Annotated in this window: 20 protein-coding genes and 1 pseudogene; 6 read left to right on the forward strand and 15 right to left on the reverse strand. The window is 68.2% G+C overall.

Annotated features, from left to right (window positions below):
• The first annotated feature begins 60 nt into the window (after positions 1 to 60).
• Positions 61 to 324 (forward strand): hypothetical protein, encoded by a 264-nt coding sequence (locus ABH915_RS11485; RefSeq protein WP_026536676.1) that lies wholly within the window; start codon positions 61 to 63, stop codon positions 322 to 324.
• Between the two features lie 109 nt (positions 325 to 433).
• On the opposite strand, the gene ABH915_RS11490 is transcribed toward ABH915_RS11485, so the two are convergent.
• A complete protein-coding gene (locus tag ABH915_RS11490; RefSeq protein ID WP_370121277.1) occupies positions 434 to 1,054 on the reverse strand; it encodes an L-threonylcarbamoyladenylate synthase in 621 nt (206 codons plus the stop codon).
• Positions 1,055 to 1,263: 209 nt separating this feature from the next.
• Between ABH915_RS11490 and ABH915_RS11495 the strand changes: the two genes are divergently transcribed.
• From ABH915_RS11495 to ABH915_RS11505, 3 genes are read left to right on the forward strand one after another with little or no spacing between them, the layout of a single operon-like run.
• Positions 1,264 to 2,133 carry an SDR family NAD(P)-dependent oxidoreductase gene (locus ABH915_RS11495; protein WP_370121280.1) on the forward strand — a complete coding sequence of 290 codons (870 nt, stop codon included), beginning with the start codon at positions 1,264 to 1,266 and terminating at the stop codon, positions 2,131 to 2,133.
• On the forward strand, positions 2,130 to 2,678 hold the full coding sequence (locus tag ABH915_RS11500; RefSeq protein ID WP_370121283.1) for an NAD(P)H-dependent oxidoreductase: 549 nt from the start codon (positions 2,130 to 2,132) through the stop codon (positions 2,676 to 2,678). Before ABH915_RS11495 ends, ABH915_RS11500 begins: the two co-directional genes overlap by 4 nt.
• A gap of 44 nt (positions 2,679 to 2,722) precedes the next feature.
• Positions 2,723 to 3,724: a zinc-binding dehydrogenase gene (locus tag ABH915_RS11505; protein WP_370121286.1), complete on the forward strand. Its 1,002-nt coding sequence runs from the start codon at positions 2,723 to 2,725 to the stop codon at positions 3,722 to 3,724.
• 2 nt (positions 3,725 to 3,726) lie between these two features.
• On the opposite strand, the gene ABH915_RS11510 is transcribed toward ABH915_RS11505, so the two are convergent.
• The 9 genes from ABH915_RS11510 to ABH915_RS11550 are packed head-to-tail and all read right to left on the reverse strand — an operon-like array spanning position 3,727 to position 13,232.
• Complete coding sequence (locus tag ABH915_RS11510) at positions 3,727 to 4,872, reverse strand: XdhC family protein (protein WP_370121289.1); 1,146 nt, start codon at positions 4,870 to 4,872, stop codon at positions 3,727 to 3,729.
• Between the two features lie 9 nt (positions 4,873 to 4,881).
• The gene (locus ABH915_RS11515) at positions 4,882 to 5,622 is read right to left on the reverse strand and encodes an SRPBCC family protein (RefSeq protein ID WP_370121292.1); all 741 of its coding nucleotides are present in this window, start codon (positions 5,620 to 5,622) and stop codon (positions 4,882 to 4,884) included.
• Entirely contained in the window at positions 5,612 to 6,907 is a 1,296-nt protein-coding gene (locus ABH915_RS11520) for a VWA domain-containing protein (RefSeq protein ID WP_370121295.1), read from the reverse strand. Before ABH915_RS11520 ends, ABH915_RS11515 begins: the two co-directional genes overlap by 11 nt.
• Positions 6,900 to 7,823 (reverse strand): AAA family ATPase, encoded by a 924-nt coding sequence (locus tag ABH915_RS11525; RefSeq protein ID WP_370121298.1) that lies wholly within the window; start codon positions 7,821 to 7,823, stop codon positions 6,900 to 6,902. The genes ABH915_RS11520 and ABH915_RS11525 overlap by 8 nt, the downstream gene beginning before the upstream one ends.
• Positions 7,820 to 8,467, reverse strand: a complete 648-nt coding sequence (locus ABH915_RS11530; protein WP_370121301.1) for an NTP transferase domain-containing protein — start codon at positions 8,465 to 8,467, stop codon at positions 7,820 to 7,822. Before ABH915_RS11530 ends, ABH915_RS11525 begins: the two co-directional genes overlap by 4 nt.
• Positions 8,451 to 9,392 (reverse strand): XdhC family protein, encoded by a 942-nt coding sequence (locus tag ABH915_RS11535; protein ID WP_370121304.1) that lies wholly within the window; start codon positions 9,390 to 9,392, stop codon positions 8,451 to 8,453. The genes ABH915_RS11530 and ABH915_RS11535 overlap by 17 nt, the downstream gene beginning before the upstream one ends.
• Positions 9,392 to 11,785 carry an aerobic carbon-monoxide dehydrogenase large subunit gene (locus tag ABH915_RS11540; protein ID WP_370121307.1) on the reverse strand — a complete coding sequence of 798 codons (2,394 nt, stop codon included), beginning with the start codon at positions 11,783 to 11,785 and terminating at the stop codon, positions 9,392 to 9,394. Before ABH915_RS11540 ends, ABH915_RS11535 begins: the two co-directional genes overlap by 1 nt.
• Positions 11,782 to 12,348, reverse strand: coding sequence for a (2Fe-2S)-binding protein (locus tag ABH915_RS11545; RefSeq protein WP_370121310.1), 567 nt, complete (start codon positions 12,346 to 12,348; stop codon positions 11,782 to 11,784). Before ABH915_RS11545 ends, ABH915_RS11540 begins: the two co-directional genes overlap by 4 nt.
• A 5-nt stretch (positions 12,349 to 12,353) precedes the next feature.
• Complete coding sequence (locus ABH915_RS11550) at positions 12,354 to 13,232, reverse strand: xanthine dehydrogenase family protein subunit M (protein WP_370121313.1); 879 nt, start codon at positions 13,230 to 13,232, stop codon at positions 12,354 to 12,356.
• 131 nt (positions 13,233 to 13,363) lie between these two features.
• Here ABH915_RS11550 and ABH915_RS11555 point away from each other — a divergent pair, with 131 nt between their 5' ends.
• Together ABH915_RS11555 and ABH915_RS11560 are read left to right on the forward strand one after the other, a co-directional pair.
• Positions 13,364 to 14,353: a LysR family transcriptional regulator gene (locus ABH915_RS11555; RefSeq protein ID WP_370124992.1), complete on the forward strand. Its 990-nt coding sequence runs from the start codon at positions 13,364 to 13,366 to the stop codon at positions 14,351 to 14,353.
• 124 nt (positions 14,354 to 14,477) lie between these two features.
• A complete protein-coding gene (locus ABH915_RS11560; RefSeq protein ID WP_018772821.1) occupies positions 14,478 to 14,795 on the forward strand; it encodes a DUF6457 domain-containing protein in 318 nt (105 codons plus the stop codon).
• 388 nt (positions 14,796 to 15,183) lie between these two features.
• On the opposite strand, the gene ABH915_RS11565 is transcribed toward ABH915_RS11560, so the two are convergent.
• From ABH915_RS11565 to ppk2, 5 genes and pseudogenes are all read right to left on the reverse strand, one after another.
• The gene (locus ABH915_RS11565) at positions 15,184 to 15,819 is read right to left on the reverse strand and encodes a LysE family translocator (protein WP_370121316.1); all 636 of its coding nucleotides are present in this window, start codon (positions 15,817 to 15,819) and stop codon (positions 15,184 to 15,186) included.
• Between the two features lie 172 nt (positions 15,820 to 15,991).
• The gene (locus ABH915_RS11570; RefSeq protein WP_370121319.1) at positions 15,992 to 16,810 is read right to left on the reverse strand and encodes an alpha/beta fold hydrolase; all 819 of its coding nucleotides are present in this window, start codon (positions 16,808 to 16,810) and stop codon (positions 15,992 to 15,994) included.
• 645 nt (positions 16,811 to 17,455) lie between these two features.
• Positions 17,456 to 17,607, reverse strand: a pseudogene (locus tag ABH915_RS11575) (patatin-like phospholipase family protein); the annotation flags it as partial.
• A gap of 63 nt (positions 17,608 to 17,670) precedes the next feature.
• Complete coding sequence (locus ABH915_RS11580) at positions 17,671 to 18,198, reverse strand: DUF427 domain-containing protein (protein ID WP_370121322.1); 528 nt, start codon at positions 18,196 to 18,198, stop codon at positions 17,671 to 17,673.
• A 174-nt stretch (positions 18,199 to 18,372) separates the two neighbouring features.
• Positions 18,373 to 19,308 carry a polyphosphate kinase 2 gene (gene ppk2, locus ABH915_RS11585; RefSeq protein WP_018772827.1) on the reverse strand — a complete coding sequence of 312 codons (936 nt, stop codon included), beginning with the start codon at positions 19,306 to 19,308 and terminating at the stop codon, positions 18,373 to 18,375.
• Positions 19,309 to 19,431 lie beyond the last annotated feature (123 nt).

The raw sequence follows: 19,431 nt of genomic DNA on the forward strand, positions 1-19,431 counted from the left end.
GGGCCCCATACTTGGAATGTCCCTGGCGGGCTGTCCCACCGCCGGGTGTGAGGAGGGCCCATGGAAACCTTGAAGAAAGTCGTCACGAACGAGTACTTCCCCGCAGCCGCTGTGCTGTCCGGAGTCATCCTGTTCTGGGTCCTGGGCCTCTTCGGCGGACTGTCCCTCCTGAGCACCCGCCAGAGCCCGGTGACCACTCTGACGTGGATGATGTTCGTCTACGCTGCAGCGGTGCTCTCGCCCCTGGCCGGGCTCGTCGCCGCTATCGACCTCGTGCGTCGGTGGCTGCGGAACCGGCAGGCGAGCGCGGCGGAATCCGCCTAGCCTGCCCCGCTGAGTCGTTACGGCTGAGTCGTTACCGCTGAGCCGGGGCCGGCGCTACGTCGCTGGGCCCGGCCCGCAGCGTGCGCCCTGCCGTTGCCGGCGTCCTCCGTTACTCGAAGCGGGAAGGATCGCCCATGCCGCGCCGGACGATTTCCGCGACACCACTGGAGTAGTCGATCACCGTGGTTGGTTCGGCACCGCAGTCGCCGGAATCGATCACGGCGTCCACCACGTGGTCCAGGCGTTCCTTGATCTCCCACCCTTGCGTGAGCGGCTCGTCCTCATCCGGAAGCAGCAGCGTACTCGATAGCAGCGGTTCGCCAAGCTCAGCGAGCAGCGCCTGGACCACATGGTTGTCCGGGATGCGCACGCCAACAGTCTTCTTCTTCGGGTGCAGCAGCCGTTTGGGCACTTCCCTGGTCGCGGGCAGGATGAAGGTATAACTGCCGGGCGTGACGGCCTTGATGCTGCGGAACACGTCGTTGTCGATCTGGACGAACTGGCCCAACTGGGCGAAGTCCTTGCAGACGAGAGTGAAGTGATGCTTGCCGTCCAATTGCCGGATGGTCCGGATCCGGTCCAGGGCCTCCCGGTTACCCAGCTGTGCGCCCAGGGCGTAGCAGGAATCCGTGGGGTAAGCGATGAGGCCGCCTGAGCGCACGATGTCCACGGCCTGGAGGATCGAACGGTGCTGGGGGTTCTCGGGGTGCACATCGAAGTATCTCGCCATTCCAAGAGCATACGCCCGGCTGCCGCCCGGACGGCCAATGCGGAGCCCGCCAGCCGGCCCCAATGTCCCGCGGTGGCCCTGGGCCGGCCGCGGCTTGTGCACAGACAGTTCTGTCTGATAGCTTCGTTCCCGGTATAGACAAACCTGTCTAGGCCAACGCGAGATCTGTCCGGCGAACCAACACCGAGAGCGAGAACCGAATGCTGTCAATGGCAGGAAAGACAGTTCTGATCACCGGAGGCACCGGCGGGATCGGCAAGGCCACGGCTCTTGGCCTGGCCGTCCTGGGTGCGCGGGTTGCCATCACCGGACGTAATGCTGACAGGGCATCCCGGGCAGCTGAGGAGATCCGCGCTGTGGCCTCGGCCCCCGTCGAGGTGTTCATCGCCGATCTTTCCTCCCAGCAGGAAGTCCGCAGACTGGCCGACGAGGTATTGAATACCCTGGACCGCCTTGATGTGCTGGTCAACAACGTAGGCGGCTTCTGGAACACCCGCCGCGTCACCGCCGACGGACTGGAATACACCTTCGCCCTTAACCACCTCGCCCCTTTCCTGCTCACCAACCTGCTCCTTGAACGGTTGAAGGAAAGCCGACCGGCACGGATCATAACTGTCTCGTCCGGCGCCCAGGCCATGGGACGCATGGACTTCCCGGACCTGCTGGCCGAACGGGCCTACTCGGGGCAGCGGGCGTACAACCAGTCGAAACTGGCCAACGTCCTGTTCACGTACGGACTCGCCGCACGTCTCTCCGGCACCGGGGTCACCGCGAATGTGCTCCACCCCGGAGTGGTGGCGACGGCGTTCGGGGCCGAAGATCCGGGCCGGATGCAAGAGTTCCTGACCCCGCTGGTGCAGCGGTGGATGAAAACCCCGGAGCAGGGCGCCCGGACCTCGATATACCTTGCCTCCGCGCCGGAGCTCGACAACGTCACCGGCCGGTACTTTGCCAACAGCACTCCTAAAAAATCATCAAAACGCAGCTACAGCCAGTCCGATATTGACCGCCTCTGGCATGTCAGCTCGGCTCTGGTCGGCCTCGAATCCGATTCTGAAAGAAGCACGAACCCTCCATGACCCCACAGCGCACGCTCGTCCTTGTAGCCCACCCCGACCTGGAAAGCTCGCGGATCACCGCACACCTCACCTCGGCCATCATGGACTTGGAGCACGTGACGGTGCATGACCTCTCCGCCGCCCACCCCGACCGGCAGTTCGATACCGCCCGGGAACAGGAGCTGCTGCGCGGGCACGACACCATCGTCTGGCAGTTCCCGTGGCACTGGTACTCCGTCCCGGGGGTCCTGAAGGAGTGGATGGACCAGGTGCTCACGTACGGCTTTGCCTACGGCACGGGAGGAGACGCCCTGCAGGGAAAGCGGCTCCAGCTGGTGCTTTCGACAGGGGGCCCGGAGGCGTCCTACGCGGAGGCGGGCTACAACCGCTTCACGATGGAGGAACTCCTCCGCCCCCTCGATGCCACGGCACACCTGTGCGGGCTGGAAATGGCCGAGCCACTCATCCTGCACTCGGCGCACGGGGTGGACAGCGACGGACTCGAGCGGCACACTGCCAGGTACCGGGAACTGCTCTCGGCCGTCCCCGCCGCCGCCGGACACTGAGCCGGCTGAGATCCTGACCGAACCTGCCGCCGGGGATTGGTGAAATGATGCGAGCCCTCCTCCTTGACCGGCCAGGACCGCCGTCGTCCCTGCGCGTGGGCGACGCGGCCCGGCCGGTTCCCGGCGTCGGCGAAGTCCTGGTGCGGGTCGACGCGGCTGCCCTCAACCCGGTCGACTATCAACTGGCGTCCGGCGGACACCCGCTCTGGACATACCCGCACATCCCGGGCCTGGACATCGCTGGCGTGGTGCACGACGCCGGGCCCGCACCGGATCCGCGCTTGCCGGTTGGCACCCGGGTGGCGTGGCACCAGGACCTGCGGCGCCCCGGCGGCCTGGCCGACTATGTCACTGCACCGGCCGCCGTGATGGCGGTGGTACCGCCGGAGGTCAGCATGACCGTCGCCGCCAGCCTGCCGTGCGCCGGCATGACGGCGTACCAGGCAGTCGTGCGCAGGCTCCGGCCGGAACGGGGCCAATATGCGCTGGTCCAGGGTGCTTCCGGCGGCGTCGGCGGGTTCTCGGTACAGCTACTGGCCGCCGCCGGAGCCACGGTCATCGCCACCGCCTCCGCGCCCAACCACGCCTACGTGCGCGGCCTTGGAGCGGACACGTTATTGGATTACCACCGGACGGATCTGGGGGCCGCTTTGCGCGCCGCCACCGGGGAGCGCGGGTTCGACGTCGTTGTGGACCTGGTCTCGCCGGCGTCGGCGGAGCGGGGACTGCATCTGCTCCGTCACGGGGGCGGTCTGGCAGCGGTTGCGGGGCGGCCTTCGCTGGACACCGTCGAGCCGTTTGGCATTGCTCCCAGCCTGCACGAAATCGCTCTCGGGGCAGCGTACACGCACGGGGACCGCGGCCACCAGGCCGACCTGGCGCTTATGCTGACAGAGCTGCTGCGGCTTGTCGCCGAGGGCTCGCTGGCCCCGCTGCCGATCGAGACTGTCGGGCTGGCGGACACCCCGGACGCCCTGGAACGCCTGGCCCGGCGCCATGTCCGGGGGAAGATCGTGGTTCGGCTGGCTGGGCTGGAGTCGATCTGACGCTACGCGTGCTGCTCGTCGACATTCTGTTCGTCGTGGTGGATCCGCTCGCCGAGCTTGTGCAACGGCTCGCCGCTGCCGCTCCACTGCTGGGCGATGAACTCTGCCGCGATGGACACGGCCGTTTCCTCCGGGGTGCGGGCGCCCAGGTCCAGGCCGACAGGACTGTGGAGCCTGGAGAGTTCGTCCTCAGTAAGTCCCGTCTGCCGCAGCCGCGCCATCCTGTCCTCGTGCGTGCGCCGGGATCCCATGGCGCCGATAAAGGCCACGGGGCTGCCGCGCAAAGCGACCTCAAGGACGGGGATGTCGAACTTCGGGTCATGGGTCAGGACGCAGAGCACGGCCCGGGAATCCAGCAGCCCTTGGGCGAACTGCTCGCTCAGGTATCGGTGGGGCCACGCGTTGACCACCTCGGCGGCGTCGGGGAACCGCGCCGGCGTCGCGAATACGGACCGCGCGTCACAGACGGTCACCCGGTAGCCCAGGAACGCGCCCAGCCGCGCCAGCGCCGCGGCGAAGTCAATGGCGCCGAAGACGATCATTCGGGGCGGCGGCGCATAGCTGGCAAAGAAGACGCGCATCCCGGTGTCCAGCCGCTCGCCGTCCACGCCGTAGTTCAGGATGCCCGTCCGGCCGGCGGCGAGAAGACCCTGGGTGTCGTCGCCAACGGCGCGGTTGGTCCGGTCCGAGCCCAGGTCACCGTCCCAACCGTCCGGCCTGACAACCAGGTGCCGCCCCACACGGCCGGCATCCGGGTGTTCGATTATCGTGGCGACGCCCACGCGGCGCCCCGCGGCGATGTCCTGCGCGACGGCGTCGAGTTCGGCAAAGCGGCGCCGGGACACAGGTTCGACGAAGATGTCGATGATTCCACCGCAGGTCAGGCCCACGGCAAAGGCATCGTCGTCGCTGATCCCGTACCGCACCAGGGTCGCCTCGCCGTCGTCCTTGACCTGGGTGGCGAGCTCGTACACAGCCCCCTCGACGCAGCCGCCGGAGACGGAGCCCACGGCCTCGCCGTCGGCCGTCACCAGCATCGCCGCCCCCGGGAGCCGTGGCGCTGATTTGAAAGTGCTGACGACGGTGGCCAGGCCTGCCGTGGCACCCCTTCGCCAGTCAGGCAACATGGCCGCAAGGACATCACGCATCGGCGCTCCTCAGAGCCTGCCGCACAGCCGGAGCAGCCGGAACGCCGAACGCCGGCCGGCCCAGTAGGCGATGCACGCCACGACGGCGACGACGCCGAGGACTTTCACCGGGCTGGACAGCTGCTCCGCCGCGATTCCCTTGGCGAGGCTCAGCGCATCCAGGCTGCCGGCCGGCGCAGCCGACGCGGGGACCGGAGCCAGGGCGGGCTCTGACGCGGGGACCGGCGCCGGGGTGGGCTGCAGGGTGGGTTCCGGGACAGCCGCAGGGTCCGGTCCCGCGGGGGTTTCCGACGCAGAAGGTGCTGCCTCGGTGAGCATGGCCTGCAGATTTTTCGCGAACAGGGACATCATCTGCTCCGTGACGCTGCCGATCACCCCCTTGCCCATGGCCGCGGCCTTGCCGGACAGTGCGAGATCCGCGCTGACGGAACCCCGTGTGGCCGCGCCGTCTTCGGCCAGCACCAGGGTGACGGTGGCCTCGGCGGTGCCTTGTCCGCGGGTCTCCTGGGCCTTGCCGCCAAGGACCGCGCGGTGTTCCGTGGAATTTCGTTCAAGGACGTTCAGCAGGCCCTTGTATTGCATCGTGACCGGGCCGAGCTTTACCGTCATGCCCACTTGGTAGGCGTCATCGGAGAGCTTGTTCAGGATCCTGGCCCCCGGAAGGCAACCGGCCACCCTTTCAAAGTCCATCAGCGTGTCCCACACCTGGTTTATCGGTGCGACCACCGAGAACGTGCTGTCAATGTGCATGGGCTGGTTCCTTGCCTCTCGCTCGTTCGTGCCTGTCCTGTGATGGCGGGCCGCCACCGCGAATGGCGGCCGCCATCTGCGCCAGGGCCCGGTAGCTGTGGCCGCTGACAAAGGCGTCGCAGTAGGGCAGGGCCGCTGCCATGCCGCCCACGAGGGGCTGGTACTGCGGGGCTGCCTTGCGCGGATTTACCCAGATGATCCGGTGGGCGAGCCGGCGCAGGCGGGCCATCTGCGCCGCGACCTGTTCCGGGTCCTCGTACGCCCAGCCGTCGGAGAACACCACCACGACGGCGCCGCGCGCCAGTCCGCGGCGGCCGTGCTCGTCGACGAAGCGCCGGAGGCAGCCGGCGATCCGGGTTCCGCCGGCCCAGTCCGGCGCGGAGACGGCGGCGCGGGCCAGGGCCCGGTCCGGATCGCGCAGGGCCAGTTGCCGAGTGAGCCTGGTCAGCCTGGTGGAGAAGACGAAGGCTTCGGCCCCGGCCCCGGTCACGGCGCCCTGCAGGAGGGATACGAAGACTCGGGAGTAGGGCTCCATCGATCCCGAGACATCGCAGAGCAGCACCAGTTTGCGGCGCTGTCCGCGCCGGCGGGCATACAGCAGCCGTGGGGCGTCGGTCCCGGACCGCCGGGCTGCGCGCACTGTCGCCCGGACGTCCAGGCTCGCCGTGCTGTGGGCCGACGTGCGCGTGCGGCGGCTCAGGCGCAGCGGCGTCGCGAGCTGCAGCGCCGCTGCCAGCCGCCGCACCTCCGCTACTTCATCGGCGGAAAGCTCGGCGAAGGATGTCTCCTGCAGGTGTTCGTCCGCGGAAACCATGGCCAGGACGGCCTCCCGGTCAGTGCGGCCGTCCTCCGCGGAGCCGTCCGGGCCCGGGGAGGCCACGCGCGGCCGCTGCTGCGTGCCGGCGGCGGTGCCGGGGGCCGTGCCGGGCGTCCGGCTGTCTGGCGCTGCGGGCCTGGTCCGTGGGGCCGGTGCGGGCGGCACCGCTGCCGGGCCGGGCACGTTGCCCGGGTGGGCGGGGGCGGTGTTCCCGCCGAACACGGCCGCGAAAACGGCATCGAACACCGGCACCTGTTCGCGCGCGGACACGAGCACCACGCGGCAGGTCCAGTAGAGCTGCTCAAGCCTGGCCGGGGGGATCAGGTGGAGCGCCTCGGCCAGCCGCGCCGCCCGGTCCGGCGAGGTTGCCAGGCCGGCCCGCCGGATTGCCGTGACGAACGCGGCGGACAAGGTGGCCGCCTCGACCCGTGGCGGACCTGCGGGCGCCGCGCTGTTGTTTTCAGCCATCGGTGCCGTCCACGAGCCAGGCCGCGCCGCGGGAGCCGACGAGTTCGAGGTCATCGCGGTTCTTGACGATGGAGCCCCACGTCTGCTCGGTGGTGCCGGCGTCGATCCGTTCCACCCCCAGCACGGCCAGGGCCGAGACCCAGTCGATTGCCTCGGAGATCCCGGGCGGCTTGGCGAGGTCCAGGGTGCGCAGCCGGGTTATCACGGCCGCGGCCTGGAGGGCCAGCGGGCCGCTGCTGGAAGGAACCCGGCGGCGCACGATCTCGGCGATCCGGGCGGGTCCCGGGTAGTCGATCCAGTGGTAGAGGCAGCGGCGGGTCAAGGCGTCGTGAAGGTCCCGGGTCCGGTTGGAGGTCAGGATCACGATGGGCGGATGGGTGGCCCGGATTGTGCCCAGTTCCGGGATGGTGACGGCGGATTCGGCCAGCAGTTCAAAGGTGAAGGCCTCGAATTCGGCGTCGGCGCGGTCGATCTCGTCCAGGAGCAGCACGGCGGGCCGCGGGCCGGGATGCTCCAGCGCCTGCAGGAGCGGGCGCCGCAGCAGGTACTGGGAGGCAAACAGGTCAGTTTCCGTGACCTCGGTGTCGCGGACTTCGGCCAGCCGGATGCCGAGCAGCTGGCGCTGGTGGTTCCATTCGTAGAGGGCTTCACCGGCGTCGATTCCCTCGTAGCACTGCAGCCGGTACAGCGGGGTGTCGAGGAGCTCGGCCAGCGCCTTCGCGGCCTCCGTTTTCCCGACTCCCGCCTCGCCCTCGAGCAGGATGGGCTGCGGCAGGCGGACGGCCAGGAACAGGGCCGTTGCCAGGCCGACGTCGGCCAGGTAGTTGGTCCGGTCCAGCGCGGCCATCAGCGATCCGACATCCGGGATCCGGCGCCGCACGTCCTCTTCAGCGCCGGCCCGCGCCGCCGTCGTCATACGGTCCCCTGAAGCCCGGCGAGGAGGCGCCGGTAGTCTTCCTCGGTGTCCACGTCCTGGGGGACGGGGCCGGGCGTACGGACCTCGACGACGTCGTCCGCCCGCTGTTCCAGGAGCTTCCAGACGGCCTTGTCCCCGTGCAGGGCGGCCAGCTCCGGCAGCAGGCGCCGGGCAAACGCCAGGGGGTGGCCCACGCCGTCGTCGTAGCGGCACACCGCGATGCCGGCGGCGCCCGCGGAAGCGTGCAGGACGCCAAGCACTGCCCGGACGCTCGCGGCCCGGACACCGGGCTGGTCCCCGAGCAACAGGACGACCGCGTCGGTCTCCGGACGGAGGGCAGCGAGCGCCGTGGCGATCGAGGACGCGCACCCTTCGCCGAAGTCCGGGTTGAGCACCACATCGCAGCCGCTGGTGTCGACGGTGCGCTCCACCTCGGCCGCAGCGCCGCCCAGGGCAAGCACCGTCTGGCCGAAGGCGCAGTCCCGGGCAGCCGCCAGGACGGCATCGAGCAGCACTCCCGCGCCGTAGGGCAGCAGCTGTTTGGGCCGGCCCAGGCGCCGGGAACCGCCCGCGGCCAGGATGATGCCGGCGGTCCGGGGTCCGGGGCTTCCTGCCGCCCGCAACGGGTCAGATCGTAACGGCATAGCGTTCCGGATCTTTGCGGAAGGCGGCCCGGCAGCCGGGCGAGCAGAAGTAGACGGTGACCCCTTCGTGAACCAGGTGCAGGGACGATTCGAGGGCCGGGACGGACATGCCGCATACGGGGTCGACCGCGCTCGCCGGCCCTGGCTCAGGTGGCCCCGGCTCGGCCGGCCCTGACGCCGCAAGGGGCGGGGCGGCGCGGCGCGCCCTGGACCGTTCCCCGACCAGCTGGGCCAGGATGGACAGCGCGATTTCCCCGGGCGTCCGGGCACCGAGCTGCAGCCCGGCCGGTGTGAACACCCGCCGCCGCAGGGCGTCGTCGACGTCGAGGGATTCCAGGACGGCGGCGCCGCGGGTTGCGCTGGCCACGAGGGCAACGTAGGGGACACCCGCCCGCAGGGCCGCTTCCAGCGCACCCTCTTCCGCTTTTCCGTGCGAGGCGACAATCAGGGCCGCGTCATCGCCGCGGGGATCGGCGGATTCGCCGTCCGTGAGTTCGACTTCGAGGCCGACGCCGGAGCCGAGCGTTTCCAGGGCCTGGGCCACCGGCGTCGTGCCCACCACCACGACCCGGGGCGCCGGAATCCGCGGCTGGAGGAAGATCTCGATCGCCCCGCCGCTCAGGCACGGGTTGGTGACCTCGACGGCGCCTTCCTCCGCGGTCCGGGACGGTTCTCCGGGCAGCACCCGCAACAGGAGGGGTTCCTGGGTGGCCAGAACCTGCCGGCTGTACTCGCGCACCGACTCCTCCACGCAGTTTCCACCCACAAAGCCGTGGATCTCTCCGCTGGGCAGCACCAGGGCGGTGTCCCCCGCGTGGGCGCTCGTCGGATGCTGGGCGCGGACTACCGTGGCATGGACGAACGGCTCGCGGCGGCTGGCGAGTTCATCGGCCCTGGCGGCCAGGGATCCTGCGGTGGCGGCCATCAGATCGGCGGCCTGGCCCGGCCCTGCATGGCAGCCCAGACACGGGCCGGGGTGCAGGGCATGTCCATATGTGTGACGCCGAACGGCGCCAGGGCATCGACAACGGCGTTGACGATCGCCGGCGGTGAGCCGACGGTGGCGGACTCGCCGATGCCCTTCGCGCCGATGGGGTGGTGCGGGGACGGGGTGACAGTGAAGCCGGTCTCCCAGTCGGGCACTTCCATTGCGGTGGGGATCAGGTAGTCCATGAAGGAACCGCCCAGGCAGTTGCCGTCGGCGTCGAACTCGATGATCTCCATCAGGGCCATCCCGACGCCGTCGGTCAGCCCGCCGTGCACCTGGCCCTCGATGATCATCGGGTTGATCCGGGTGCCGCAGTCATCCACCGCGATGAACCGCCGCACCTTGACCTGCCCCGTGCCGGGATCGATGTCGACGACGCAGATGTAGGCGCCGAACGGGAAGGTCAGGTTCGGCGGGTCGTAGGTGACCTCGGCGTCGAGGTTGCCGTCCACGCCTTCTGGCAGCGTCATTGTGCCGTGGGCGGCCATGGCGATCTCGGCGATGGTCTTACCGGCGCTGGGGTCGCCCTTGACGAACCAGCGGCCCTTTTCCCATTCGAGGTCCTCGGGACGGGTCTCCAGCATCGCCCCGGCGATCAGTTTCGCCTTCTCGCGCACCTTCCGTGCAACAAGGGCGACGGCGCCGCCGCTGACCGGCGTCGAACGGCTGCCGTACGTGCCCAACCCGAACGGCGTCTGGTCGGTGTCGCCGTGCACCACCTCGATGTCCTCCGGCGGGATGCCGAGTTCCTCCGCCACAATCTGGGCGAAGGTGGTCTCGTGGCCCTGGCCCTGGCTCTGCACCGAGATGCGCACCACGGCCTTGCCCGTGGGGTGCACGCGCAGTTCGGCGCCGTCGGCCATGCCGAGACCCACGATGTCGAAATGCTTCCGGGGCCCGGCCCCGACAACTTCCGTGAAGAAGGAGACCCCGATGCCCATGAGTTCCCCGCGTTCGCGTTTTTCGGCCTGCTCGCGGCGGAGGTCCTCGTAGCCGGCGAGCTGCATCGAGAGGCGCATGGCGGCCTCGTAGTTGCCCGAGTCGTAGACCCAGCCGGTCTTGTTGGCATAGGGGAACTGCTCCGGCTTGATGAAGTTCTTGAGCCGCAGCTCCGCGGGGTCCATGTCCAGCTTGCGGGCCAGGATGTCGACCATCCGCTCCACGAGGTAGACGGCCTCGGTGACGCGGAAGGAGCAGGCGTAAGCGACCCCGCCGGGCGCCTTGTTGGTATACACGCCGGTGACGGAGCAGTGGGCGGCCAACAGGTCATAGCTGCCGGTGAAGATGGAGAAGAATCCGGCCGGGTTCTTGGTGGGCTGGGCGGTGGCGTTGAACGCGCCGTGGTCGGCCAGCACATGGGTGCGCAGGGCGAGGATCTTGCCTTCCTTGGTCGCCGCGATTTCGCCCTGCATGATGTAATCCCGGGCGAACGAGGTCGACATCAGGTTCTCGGAGCGGTCCTCCACCCATTTGACCGGCCGGCCGGAGACGATCGAACCGACGACGGCGAGGATGTAGCCGGGATAGATCCCAACCTTGTTGCCGAAACCGCCGCCGATATCGGGGGAGACGATCCGGATCTTGTGCTCGGGGATGCCGGCGACGATCGCGAACAGGGTCCTGTGCGCGTGCGGGGCCTGGGTGGTCTCGTAGAGCGTCAGCTTGCCGTTGACGGCGTCGAAATCGGCGACAGCGCCGCACGTCTCCATCGGTGCGGGATGGACCCGTGGGTATACGACCTCCTGGCTGACCACAACATCCGCGGAGGCGAACACCGCATCGGTTTCGGCCTTGTCGCCCATCTCCCAGTCGAAGATCCGGTTGTCTGTCCGGCCCTCGATCTCATCACGGATCACCGGGGCGTCCGCATCGAGCGCCTTGCGGGCGTCAACCAGCGGGGGAAGCACATCGTATTCGACGTCGATCAGTTCCAGGGCGTCCCGTGCGGCATAACGGTCCTCGGCCACGACAAACGCGACTTCCTGCCCCTGGAACCGGACTTTGTCGGTCACCAGCACGGCCTGGACATCTGCCGACAGCGTCGGCGCCCACGCGAGCTTCAGGCCCAGCAGGTCCTTGCCGGTGATGACTGCAACCACCTTCGGATGCGCGAGGGCGTTAGTGGTATCAATGGACACCAGCTTGGCGTGCGCCACCGGAGCCCGCAGGATGGCGCCGTGCAGCATCCCCGGCAGCACGATGTCATCCAGGTAATGGCCCTTGCCGCGCACGAAACGCGGGTCTTCCTTCCGCTGGATACGGCCGTAGCCGATCGGGCGGTCCTCGTCGCCGGCGGCCGGGTTTGACTGCCGGTCATGGATGACGGTCATGCCTTCACCTCCGTGTCTTCTGTCTCCGCCGCGACATCCGGGACGGCGGTGTCCGTGCCGGCGAGCACTTCGTCGGTAGCCGGTGCGTCGTCCCGGCCGGGACCGGCAGGATGGGCGGCGGCCCACTGCACCGAGCGGACAATCGTGGCGTAGCCGGTGCACCGGCAGATCTGCCCGGAAATGGCCTGCCGGATCTCGGCGTCGTCCGGGTGCGGATTCTTGTCCAGCAGCGCGCGGGCCGTGAGCATCATCCCCGGGGTGCAGAAGCCGCACTGCAGCCCGTGCTCTTCCATGAAGCCCTGCTGGACGGGGTCGAGCGTGCCGCCGGTGGCCAGCCCCTCGACAGTGCGGATGTCGTGCCCCGCGGCCATGGCGGCCAGGACGGTGCAAGACTTCACGGGCTGCCCGTCCATCAGGACCACGCACGTCCCGCAGTTGCTTGTGTCGCATCCCCAGTGCGTACCGGTGAGGCCCAGGACCTCGCGGATGTAGTGGACCAGAAGCACCCGGGGCTCAATCTCGCTCGTGACGTCGCTGCCGTTCACGGTCATGCTGATCTGCATCGGCTTCAGCCTTCCTGCGTCTGGGCGGCGCGGGCACAGGCCCGCCGCAGCACCCGTTGGGTGAGCTCATCGGCGAGATGCCGCTTATAGTCGACGGGGCCGCGCTGGTCAGCCACCGGGTTGCAGGCCTCCGCTGCCAGCCTGCCCGCCTCCGCGAACAGCTCCTCGTCCGGATGCCTGCCGCGGAACACCGCGGCAGCCCCGGCCAGGGGGTGGTCAAGGCCCAGGGCGGTGAGCCCGACGGCGGCGTCGTCGACAGTGCCGTCCGCGGTCAGGGTGACGGCGGCACCGGCGGCACCGACTGCCCAGTCTCCGACCCGGCGTTCGACCTTTTCATAGGCGCTGCCCGAGCGGGGGCGGATGCCGAACCTGACTTCGCAGAGCAGTTCATCCTGCCCGACCGCGGTTTCATAGGGTCCGCGGTGGAACTCGGACATGGACAGGATGCGCTCGCCGCCTGGTCCGCGGATCACCGCCTCGGCGCCCAGGACATCACACACCGTGGAGAGGTCCTCGGCCGGGTCGGCCTGGCAGAGCGAGCCGCCTATGGTGCCGCGGTTGCGGACCACGGGGTCGGCGATCACCCGCTCCGCGTCCCGCACGATGGGGAACAGCCCGGCGACCTCGTCCGACTCGAGCAGGGTGGTGTGGCGCGTCAGGGCGCCGACCCTTAGCTTGTTGCCGTCACGGAGGATGAAATCGAGCTCGTAGAGGTCATTGATGTCGATCAGCCATTCGGGCCGGGAGAGGCGGAGCTTCATCATCGGCAGGAGACTATGGCCGCCGGCCACCACCCGCGATTCGGGTCCGTACCGGGCAAGGAGTTCCAGGGCGTTCTCCACCGTAGTGGCGCGCACGTAGTCAAATGGAGCCGGAATCTGCATAGTCCCTACCTCACTCCGAAAGGCCGGCGGCGTGGAGTAGCGGCTGCCTAGCGCCGGATTGAGGTCAGTCTTGCCCCGGCCTTACTGGGCTGTCAATATCGTCATAAGCGAAAGGTTATGAAGCCGTGGCGATGACATTGGGACAGTTGCGGACGTTCGCCCTGGTGGCCAAGCTGGGTTCCCTCCACGCGGCCGCCGTCCAGCTCGGAGTCAGCGAACCGGCAGTATCGACGGCGCTCGCCGCACTCAGGCAGGATCTGGGCGACCCGCTCTTCGTGCGAGCTCACGGCGGGATTGCGCTGACTCCCGGCGGCCGGGCCCTCGCCGAACATGCCCAGGACATCGTGGGACTGGCGGACCGGGCGCGGTGGGAGGTGGCACATGCCCAGACCGAGACCGGGCGGCTGAAAATCGTGGCGACGGCACCGTTTGCCGAGCACGCGGCCGGACGACTGCTGGACCTTTTTACCCGCCGGGTTCCCGGGGCCTCGGTCGATGTGGTGGTGGAGGCGGCCGAGGACATTCCCTCGCTGATGCGGGAACGCGTCTATGACATCGCTTTGGGGGCCAGGCCCGCCGTCCGCAACGGCTCCGTTCCCAGCGGGACTGGGGAGGTGGGCATCGAGTCCGTCCCGTTCCTGCGGTACCAGCGGATCGTCGTGGCGGCCGCCGGACATCCGATCGCTGCCCTCCACGGGCCGGTAGCGCTGGCCGAACTGGTGCGCAGACCCTGGTTTGCCGGGCCCGCCGGCATCCAGGCGGCCAGCGAGGAGGGCCGCTGGCTGGCTGCCCAGTCGGTGGCGCCGGAGATTGTCCGGTTGAGCAGCGAAACGGAGGCCCTGGCCGCCGTCAGGGCCGGGGAGGGAACCATGCTGGCGCTGGGGCATATTGTCCGGGCTGAGATCCGCAGCGGCTCCCTGGTCCGTGTGCCGGTAGCCGGGACACCGATCTCCGGACTCTGGTGGGCCAGTACCCTGGACCGCGGCCGGGCCACCACCATGGCGCGGACCCTCCAACGGTTTGCCGGCACCGCCGACGCCACCGCGGCCATGGTGGCTCCCGGCGGTTCACGCGGGCTGGAGCGGCGGGGATCCAAGTTCCATGTGGCGCTCTGGAGCTGAGGCACCTGCCGCTGTGCCGGCTGCTGCTGTGCTGCCTGCCGCTGTGTCGCGTTGCGCAACGCCGGGGGTGGGTGCTACCCCTTGAGGGTTAGACGATCCATTCACCCTGCGAGAAGGAGTAGCAATGACGTTGTCCCGAGACGAAGACAGCTCGCTGCGGCATTGGAGCAGCCGGCTGATCCAGGCGCTGCAGATCCTCGACCTGGAAGTCGACCACGAAAAGATCGTCCAGGTGGCAGACGAGTCGGTCAAGGCCGTCGGGCCGCATGCGGACGCCATCAGTGCGTTCATCGTGGGCTACGCTGCGGGCACGGCGTCCACCAAGGGCCGCAAGGGCACGCAGGAGGCCGTGCACGCCGCGTCGAACAAAGTCATTGAGCTCTGCGAACATGGCGAGTCGGGCGGTCCTGACGAGAAAGGCTGGGCCAAGAGGGCCCAGTAGCGCCGCGCCGCGCCGTGCCCACCCTGGAAGCACGCCGGACCTGATGCACGGGAATCCTGCCATGCACGCGGTCCGCAGCCACTGGACATGCTCCGCGGCGGGGCGCGGGGATGGGCATGGTGGTCTTATGTCCACTCGCCGGGGCCGGGGCGGGGCATGTCCCGTGCGGGGCCGTTTGGTGCCGGGTGGGTGCCCGGGGAATTCCTAGGCAATCTTCCCCAGGCGTTCAGCCACGTGGTCGTGTTGGCCAGCGGACTGCGGCTGCTGAAGGCCCAGCGGAGGGAGACAGATAGCGAGCGCCGCTCTTGAGTGGGTCGGCCTTGCTGCAGGCTAAGGAACTTCACCTGTCCTTCGAGGATCGACTCCTTCGAGGATCGACGAAACGCCGCTACGAGCTGGTGCTGGATGCCAGCACGCCCAGGCCGAGCGCGGCGATGATGCCGCTGCTGCCGCGTTCGAGCCAACTGCTCACCCGGGGGCGCTGCAGCCAGGCCATTGCCTTCGCTGCCGCGACCGCCACGGCCGCCAGGTAGAGGAAACCAATAGCGCTTTCGATGGCACCAAGCACCATGGCGGTGTCCAGCGTGTTGCCGCCGTGCGGAATGAACTGCGGCACGACGGCGAGGTAGAACAGGCCGACCTTGGGGTTGAGCAGTGTGGAGAAGGCGCCGGCTCCGAATCCGGTCCTTCGGCTGTAGCTCCGGCGGGGAGCGTACCCGGCCGCCGGGGAGGCTGATGTGCGGCGGGCCCGGATCAGGGACGAGATTCCCAGATACAGCAGGTACAACCCGCCTGCGATCTTTAGCCAGCGGAACACTTCCGCAGAGTCCTCCAGGATTGCGGCGAGCCCCACTCCGACCAGCGCAGCCCAGATCAGGGATGCCAGTGCCGAGCCCAGCGCCGCCGCCAGGCCGGCCCCGGCACCCTGCAGCGAGATCCGCAGCACCAGGAACGTATCCGGGCCGGGGGTGACGGAAAGAAGGAGGCACAGCCCGGCAAAGGCCAGGAGGGTTACGGCGGTCATGCGCACCATTCTCCGGTCGCTGGCCGCCCGACTGCAATCCGTGGCGATGGTCCGCTGCTGACCGAAAGGTACATGACGCCAGTTGGACCCGGGGCGCGGGCTGATCACCTTGCCCTTGTTCGGTGGAGCCGTGCAATAGGGATTCCGACCGGTATGCGAGCGCCACGGCCCGCTAGGTTCTGTCGTCCAGTGCTTCACGCACGCGGGTGAGCCATTCGGCGACGAGGGTTTGCACGAGGCCGGGTTGCTCATGGATCAAGGCGTGGCCGGCGCGGTCGAGGACGGCCAACGTGGCGCGAGGGTAGTGCCCGATCAACTCGGAGGGGCCGGTGTGCCCGGCGGTGGCGTCCTGTCGCCCGGCCAGGACCAATACCGGATGAGGATAGGCCTTCGCGGCTTCTGGCCGATCCCGCAACTCCCAGTGCGAAAAGATCCGCATCAGGCTCGACTCGTCAACGAGTGATGTTGCGGGAGCCACGTACTCCTGGAACCGGCGCAGCGTTCCAGGGGTCTGCACCACGAAGTAGCTGCGATATGTGGCCTCGAGATCCGAGTCGAGTTCGCCGGTCAGATCTGCCGCCGAAACAAGGACCTCGTGCTGAGGCACGTCGCGCGTCTGCGCGCCAACCGGGCAGATCAGCGCCAGCCCGACGGCCTGATCAGGTCGCAGAGTCGCAATCGCACGGGCCAGGTAGCCACCGTAGGACTGGCCGATGACGAGAAACGGTTCATCACCAATGGTGCTGGCGATAAGGCCGAGCAGAAGGTCCACGACGTCGTCATTGCTCGCGATCGCCTCGGGAGCCGGGGTCCGGCCCATCCCGGGCAGGTCCGGATACAGGCGCCGATAGCCAGGCATGTTGGCGAATATCGGTTCAAGGGCACCGGCGATCTCGCGATGATCCACACCGGCCCCGTGGAGAGCGAGAACCGGCGTGCCGCTGCCGTACTCGGCGTAATGCACCGGCACTCCGCTAACGGTGGACTCCATCTCGCTATGGTAAAGCTCGTCGCGACAAACCCGGCCGTCATCGACGGCACCCCCAACCGCACCAGATAAGGTGCGCTCTGGTGCGAGGATGATCCGATGACGCCAAGTGTGGACGTATTTCTGCGGGGACCCCGAGGCCGCCGTCTGTGTCTCGAGCTGGCGATGCAGCTGGATCCGGACGTCAAGACTGCGGCCTTCTGGCTGGGTTACGAACTTGATAGTGGGCCCGAGACGAACGTGCCGGGGAACTGCGGACCGTGCGCGAACGCCCGGGTGACCCTCGCGCCAATTGGTCAGGAAAGTGGTGGTCGGTCCCGCAGGGGCTGCTCCGCACCGTGGGGCAGGTCCCGGCCGCACTGAGCCTCGTGGAAGATTCCCTGGGGTGGGAGCGGGCGACCACGGTTCCGGTTCGGGGAGCGGGCCGGACTCTTGAGATCGGCACGGCAGAGGACTGGATATCGCTGTGCCGCACGTTCCCATTGGAGGTCACCGCATCCCGGCGACACGACTGGTTCCGCGTGACCGGACGCCATGGCCGATGGGTCATCCCGGATTGGGAGCAAGTGGCAGGCATGGCACCGCGCCTTGCACGGCGACCCCTGGACTCTCGCGCCGTAACTGTCCAATATCGACAGGGTTCGGGCGTCACCGCCACATTTCGGAGAGCAGGTCCGCGAGGGCTCTGCCTTGGCTGTTACGGCTCGCGCCGCGGGCGGACGCAGCGACAGATCCATCGCGTTGGCGCCGAACATGTGCTCGGAAGTGCTATCCGGGAAGATCGTTTCGACCCTGCTGCCCCCTCAGCATGGGAAGTTGTCGTCGAGCCGATGCGCAAGTCTTCCGGGGCATGGGCGCTGTGCTCACCACCCGGCCGTGCCCGGGCCGCCCTTGAAAGGACCAACGATCCGCGTGGTGATCCAACCACCGTAGAAGTCACCTTCCTGGGAGGTCACCTGCTCGCCGTTGACTTGGCAGGAGTCCATGCGACCCGGGTAGAGGGCTACTCGGGTATTGAGCGCCTCGAACCCCCGGGTGGGTTCGGGGTAGGTCCACCCTGCACGGGGAACGACGACGCCGCCGGCAACGACGTCGAAGTAGTGCGCTTCTCCCTTGAACTCGCAGAAGGTGGTGCCCTCGACCGGGACGAGTGCGCCAGTAGGGAATGAGTCCAATGGCAAGTAGTAGACAGGCGGATGACTCGTCTCCAGTACGCGCACCGCATCGGTGGTGTCGGCAATCACCTGCCCGCCCAGCCGCACGATTACCCGTTCGGACCGTGGCTCGACCCTTGGCGGTCGCGGATAGTCCCACACCGATTCTTGGCCGGACTTGGGTTTGATGGGCTGGGGACGCCGGAAGAAGTCGGAGAAACCGTGTGCAGGACTCATATCCCCATGTTGTCATCTTCTGCTGGGATGCCAGCGTGAACGCGACGCATCCGAGCGATCGCCAGCTCAGGGACGACCATGGCGGCACTGGGAAACGAGATCAGATACGTGGTCATTCGCGTCGACTCCTACTTCGCCGGATGGGGGGACCGCATTCATCCGCTTGGCGTGGCGCTAGTCGCCGGCGGCTTCGCGGCCGCGGCGCACGATCAGCCGGTCGGGGCTGTGGACCACTGACGTGTCCTTGTCCTCGTAGTCGAACTGGTTGAGGAAGTAGCGCATGGCGTTGATCCGTCCACGCTTCTTGTCGTTGAACTTGATGGTGATCCACGGCGCATGGTCCGTATCGGTCCGGAGGAACGTTTCCTCCTTGGCGGCCGTGTACTCCTCCCACCGGTCCAGGGAAGCCAGATCGATAGGTGAGAGCTTCCAGCGCCGCACCGGGTCTATCTGCCGGATCGCAAAGCGGGTGCGCTGCTCGTGGCGTGTCACCGAGAACCAGAACTTGGTCAGGTGGATCCCGGAGTCCACCAGCATTCTCTCGAAGAGCGGGGCCTGAACCATGAAGGTGTCGAACTCCTGCTCCGTGCAGAAGCCCATGACCCGCTCCACATTTGCCCGGTTGTACCAGGAGCGGTCGAACATCACGATCTCCCCGGCCGTGGGCAGGTGCTGGATGTAGCGCTGGAAATACCACTGGCCCAGTTCACGGTCAGAGGGTTTACTCAAGGCCACTGCCCGGGCCGATCGGGGATTCAAGTGCTCGGTGAAGCGCTTGATTGTTCCGCCCTTGCCGGCCGCATCCCGGCCCTCGAAGACGATCACGTGCCTGAGCTCCTGGTCCTGGCCCCAGTACTGGAACTTCAGCAGTTCAACCTGCAGCCGGTATTTCTCCAGCTCGTACTCCTCGCGGGACATCCGTTCCTCGTAGGGGTAGTCTTCCCGCCACGTCTGCACGGCCGAACCGCCGGGGTGGATGAGTTCCGGATCCTCGCCTTGCCCCCCGCGCACCGTGTATCCCATCTCCACTAGATGGTCGATGGCCTCACGCAGGTTTTCCCGGAGCCAGCCCTGATCCTCGGGTGTCCATGTCCTGTCCGCCGGCGTCATCCCCGGCCTCCTTCCGGCCCCCTCGAACCGACTGCCGGCCTTCCAGCTGCCGGCAACGTTCGATGCTCAACTGCGTACATAGAATGCGACCAGCCTAAGCCGACAGGTGGAGCCCACGATAGG

Origin of the sequence: Arthrobacter sp. MW3 TE3886 (assembly GCF_041262145.1) — a bacterium.
Lineage (GTDB): Bacteria > Actinomycetota > Actinomycetes > Actinomycetales > Micrococcaceae > Arthrobacter.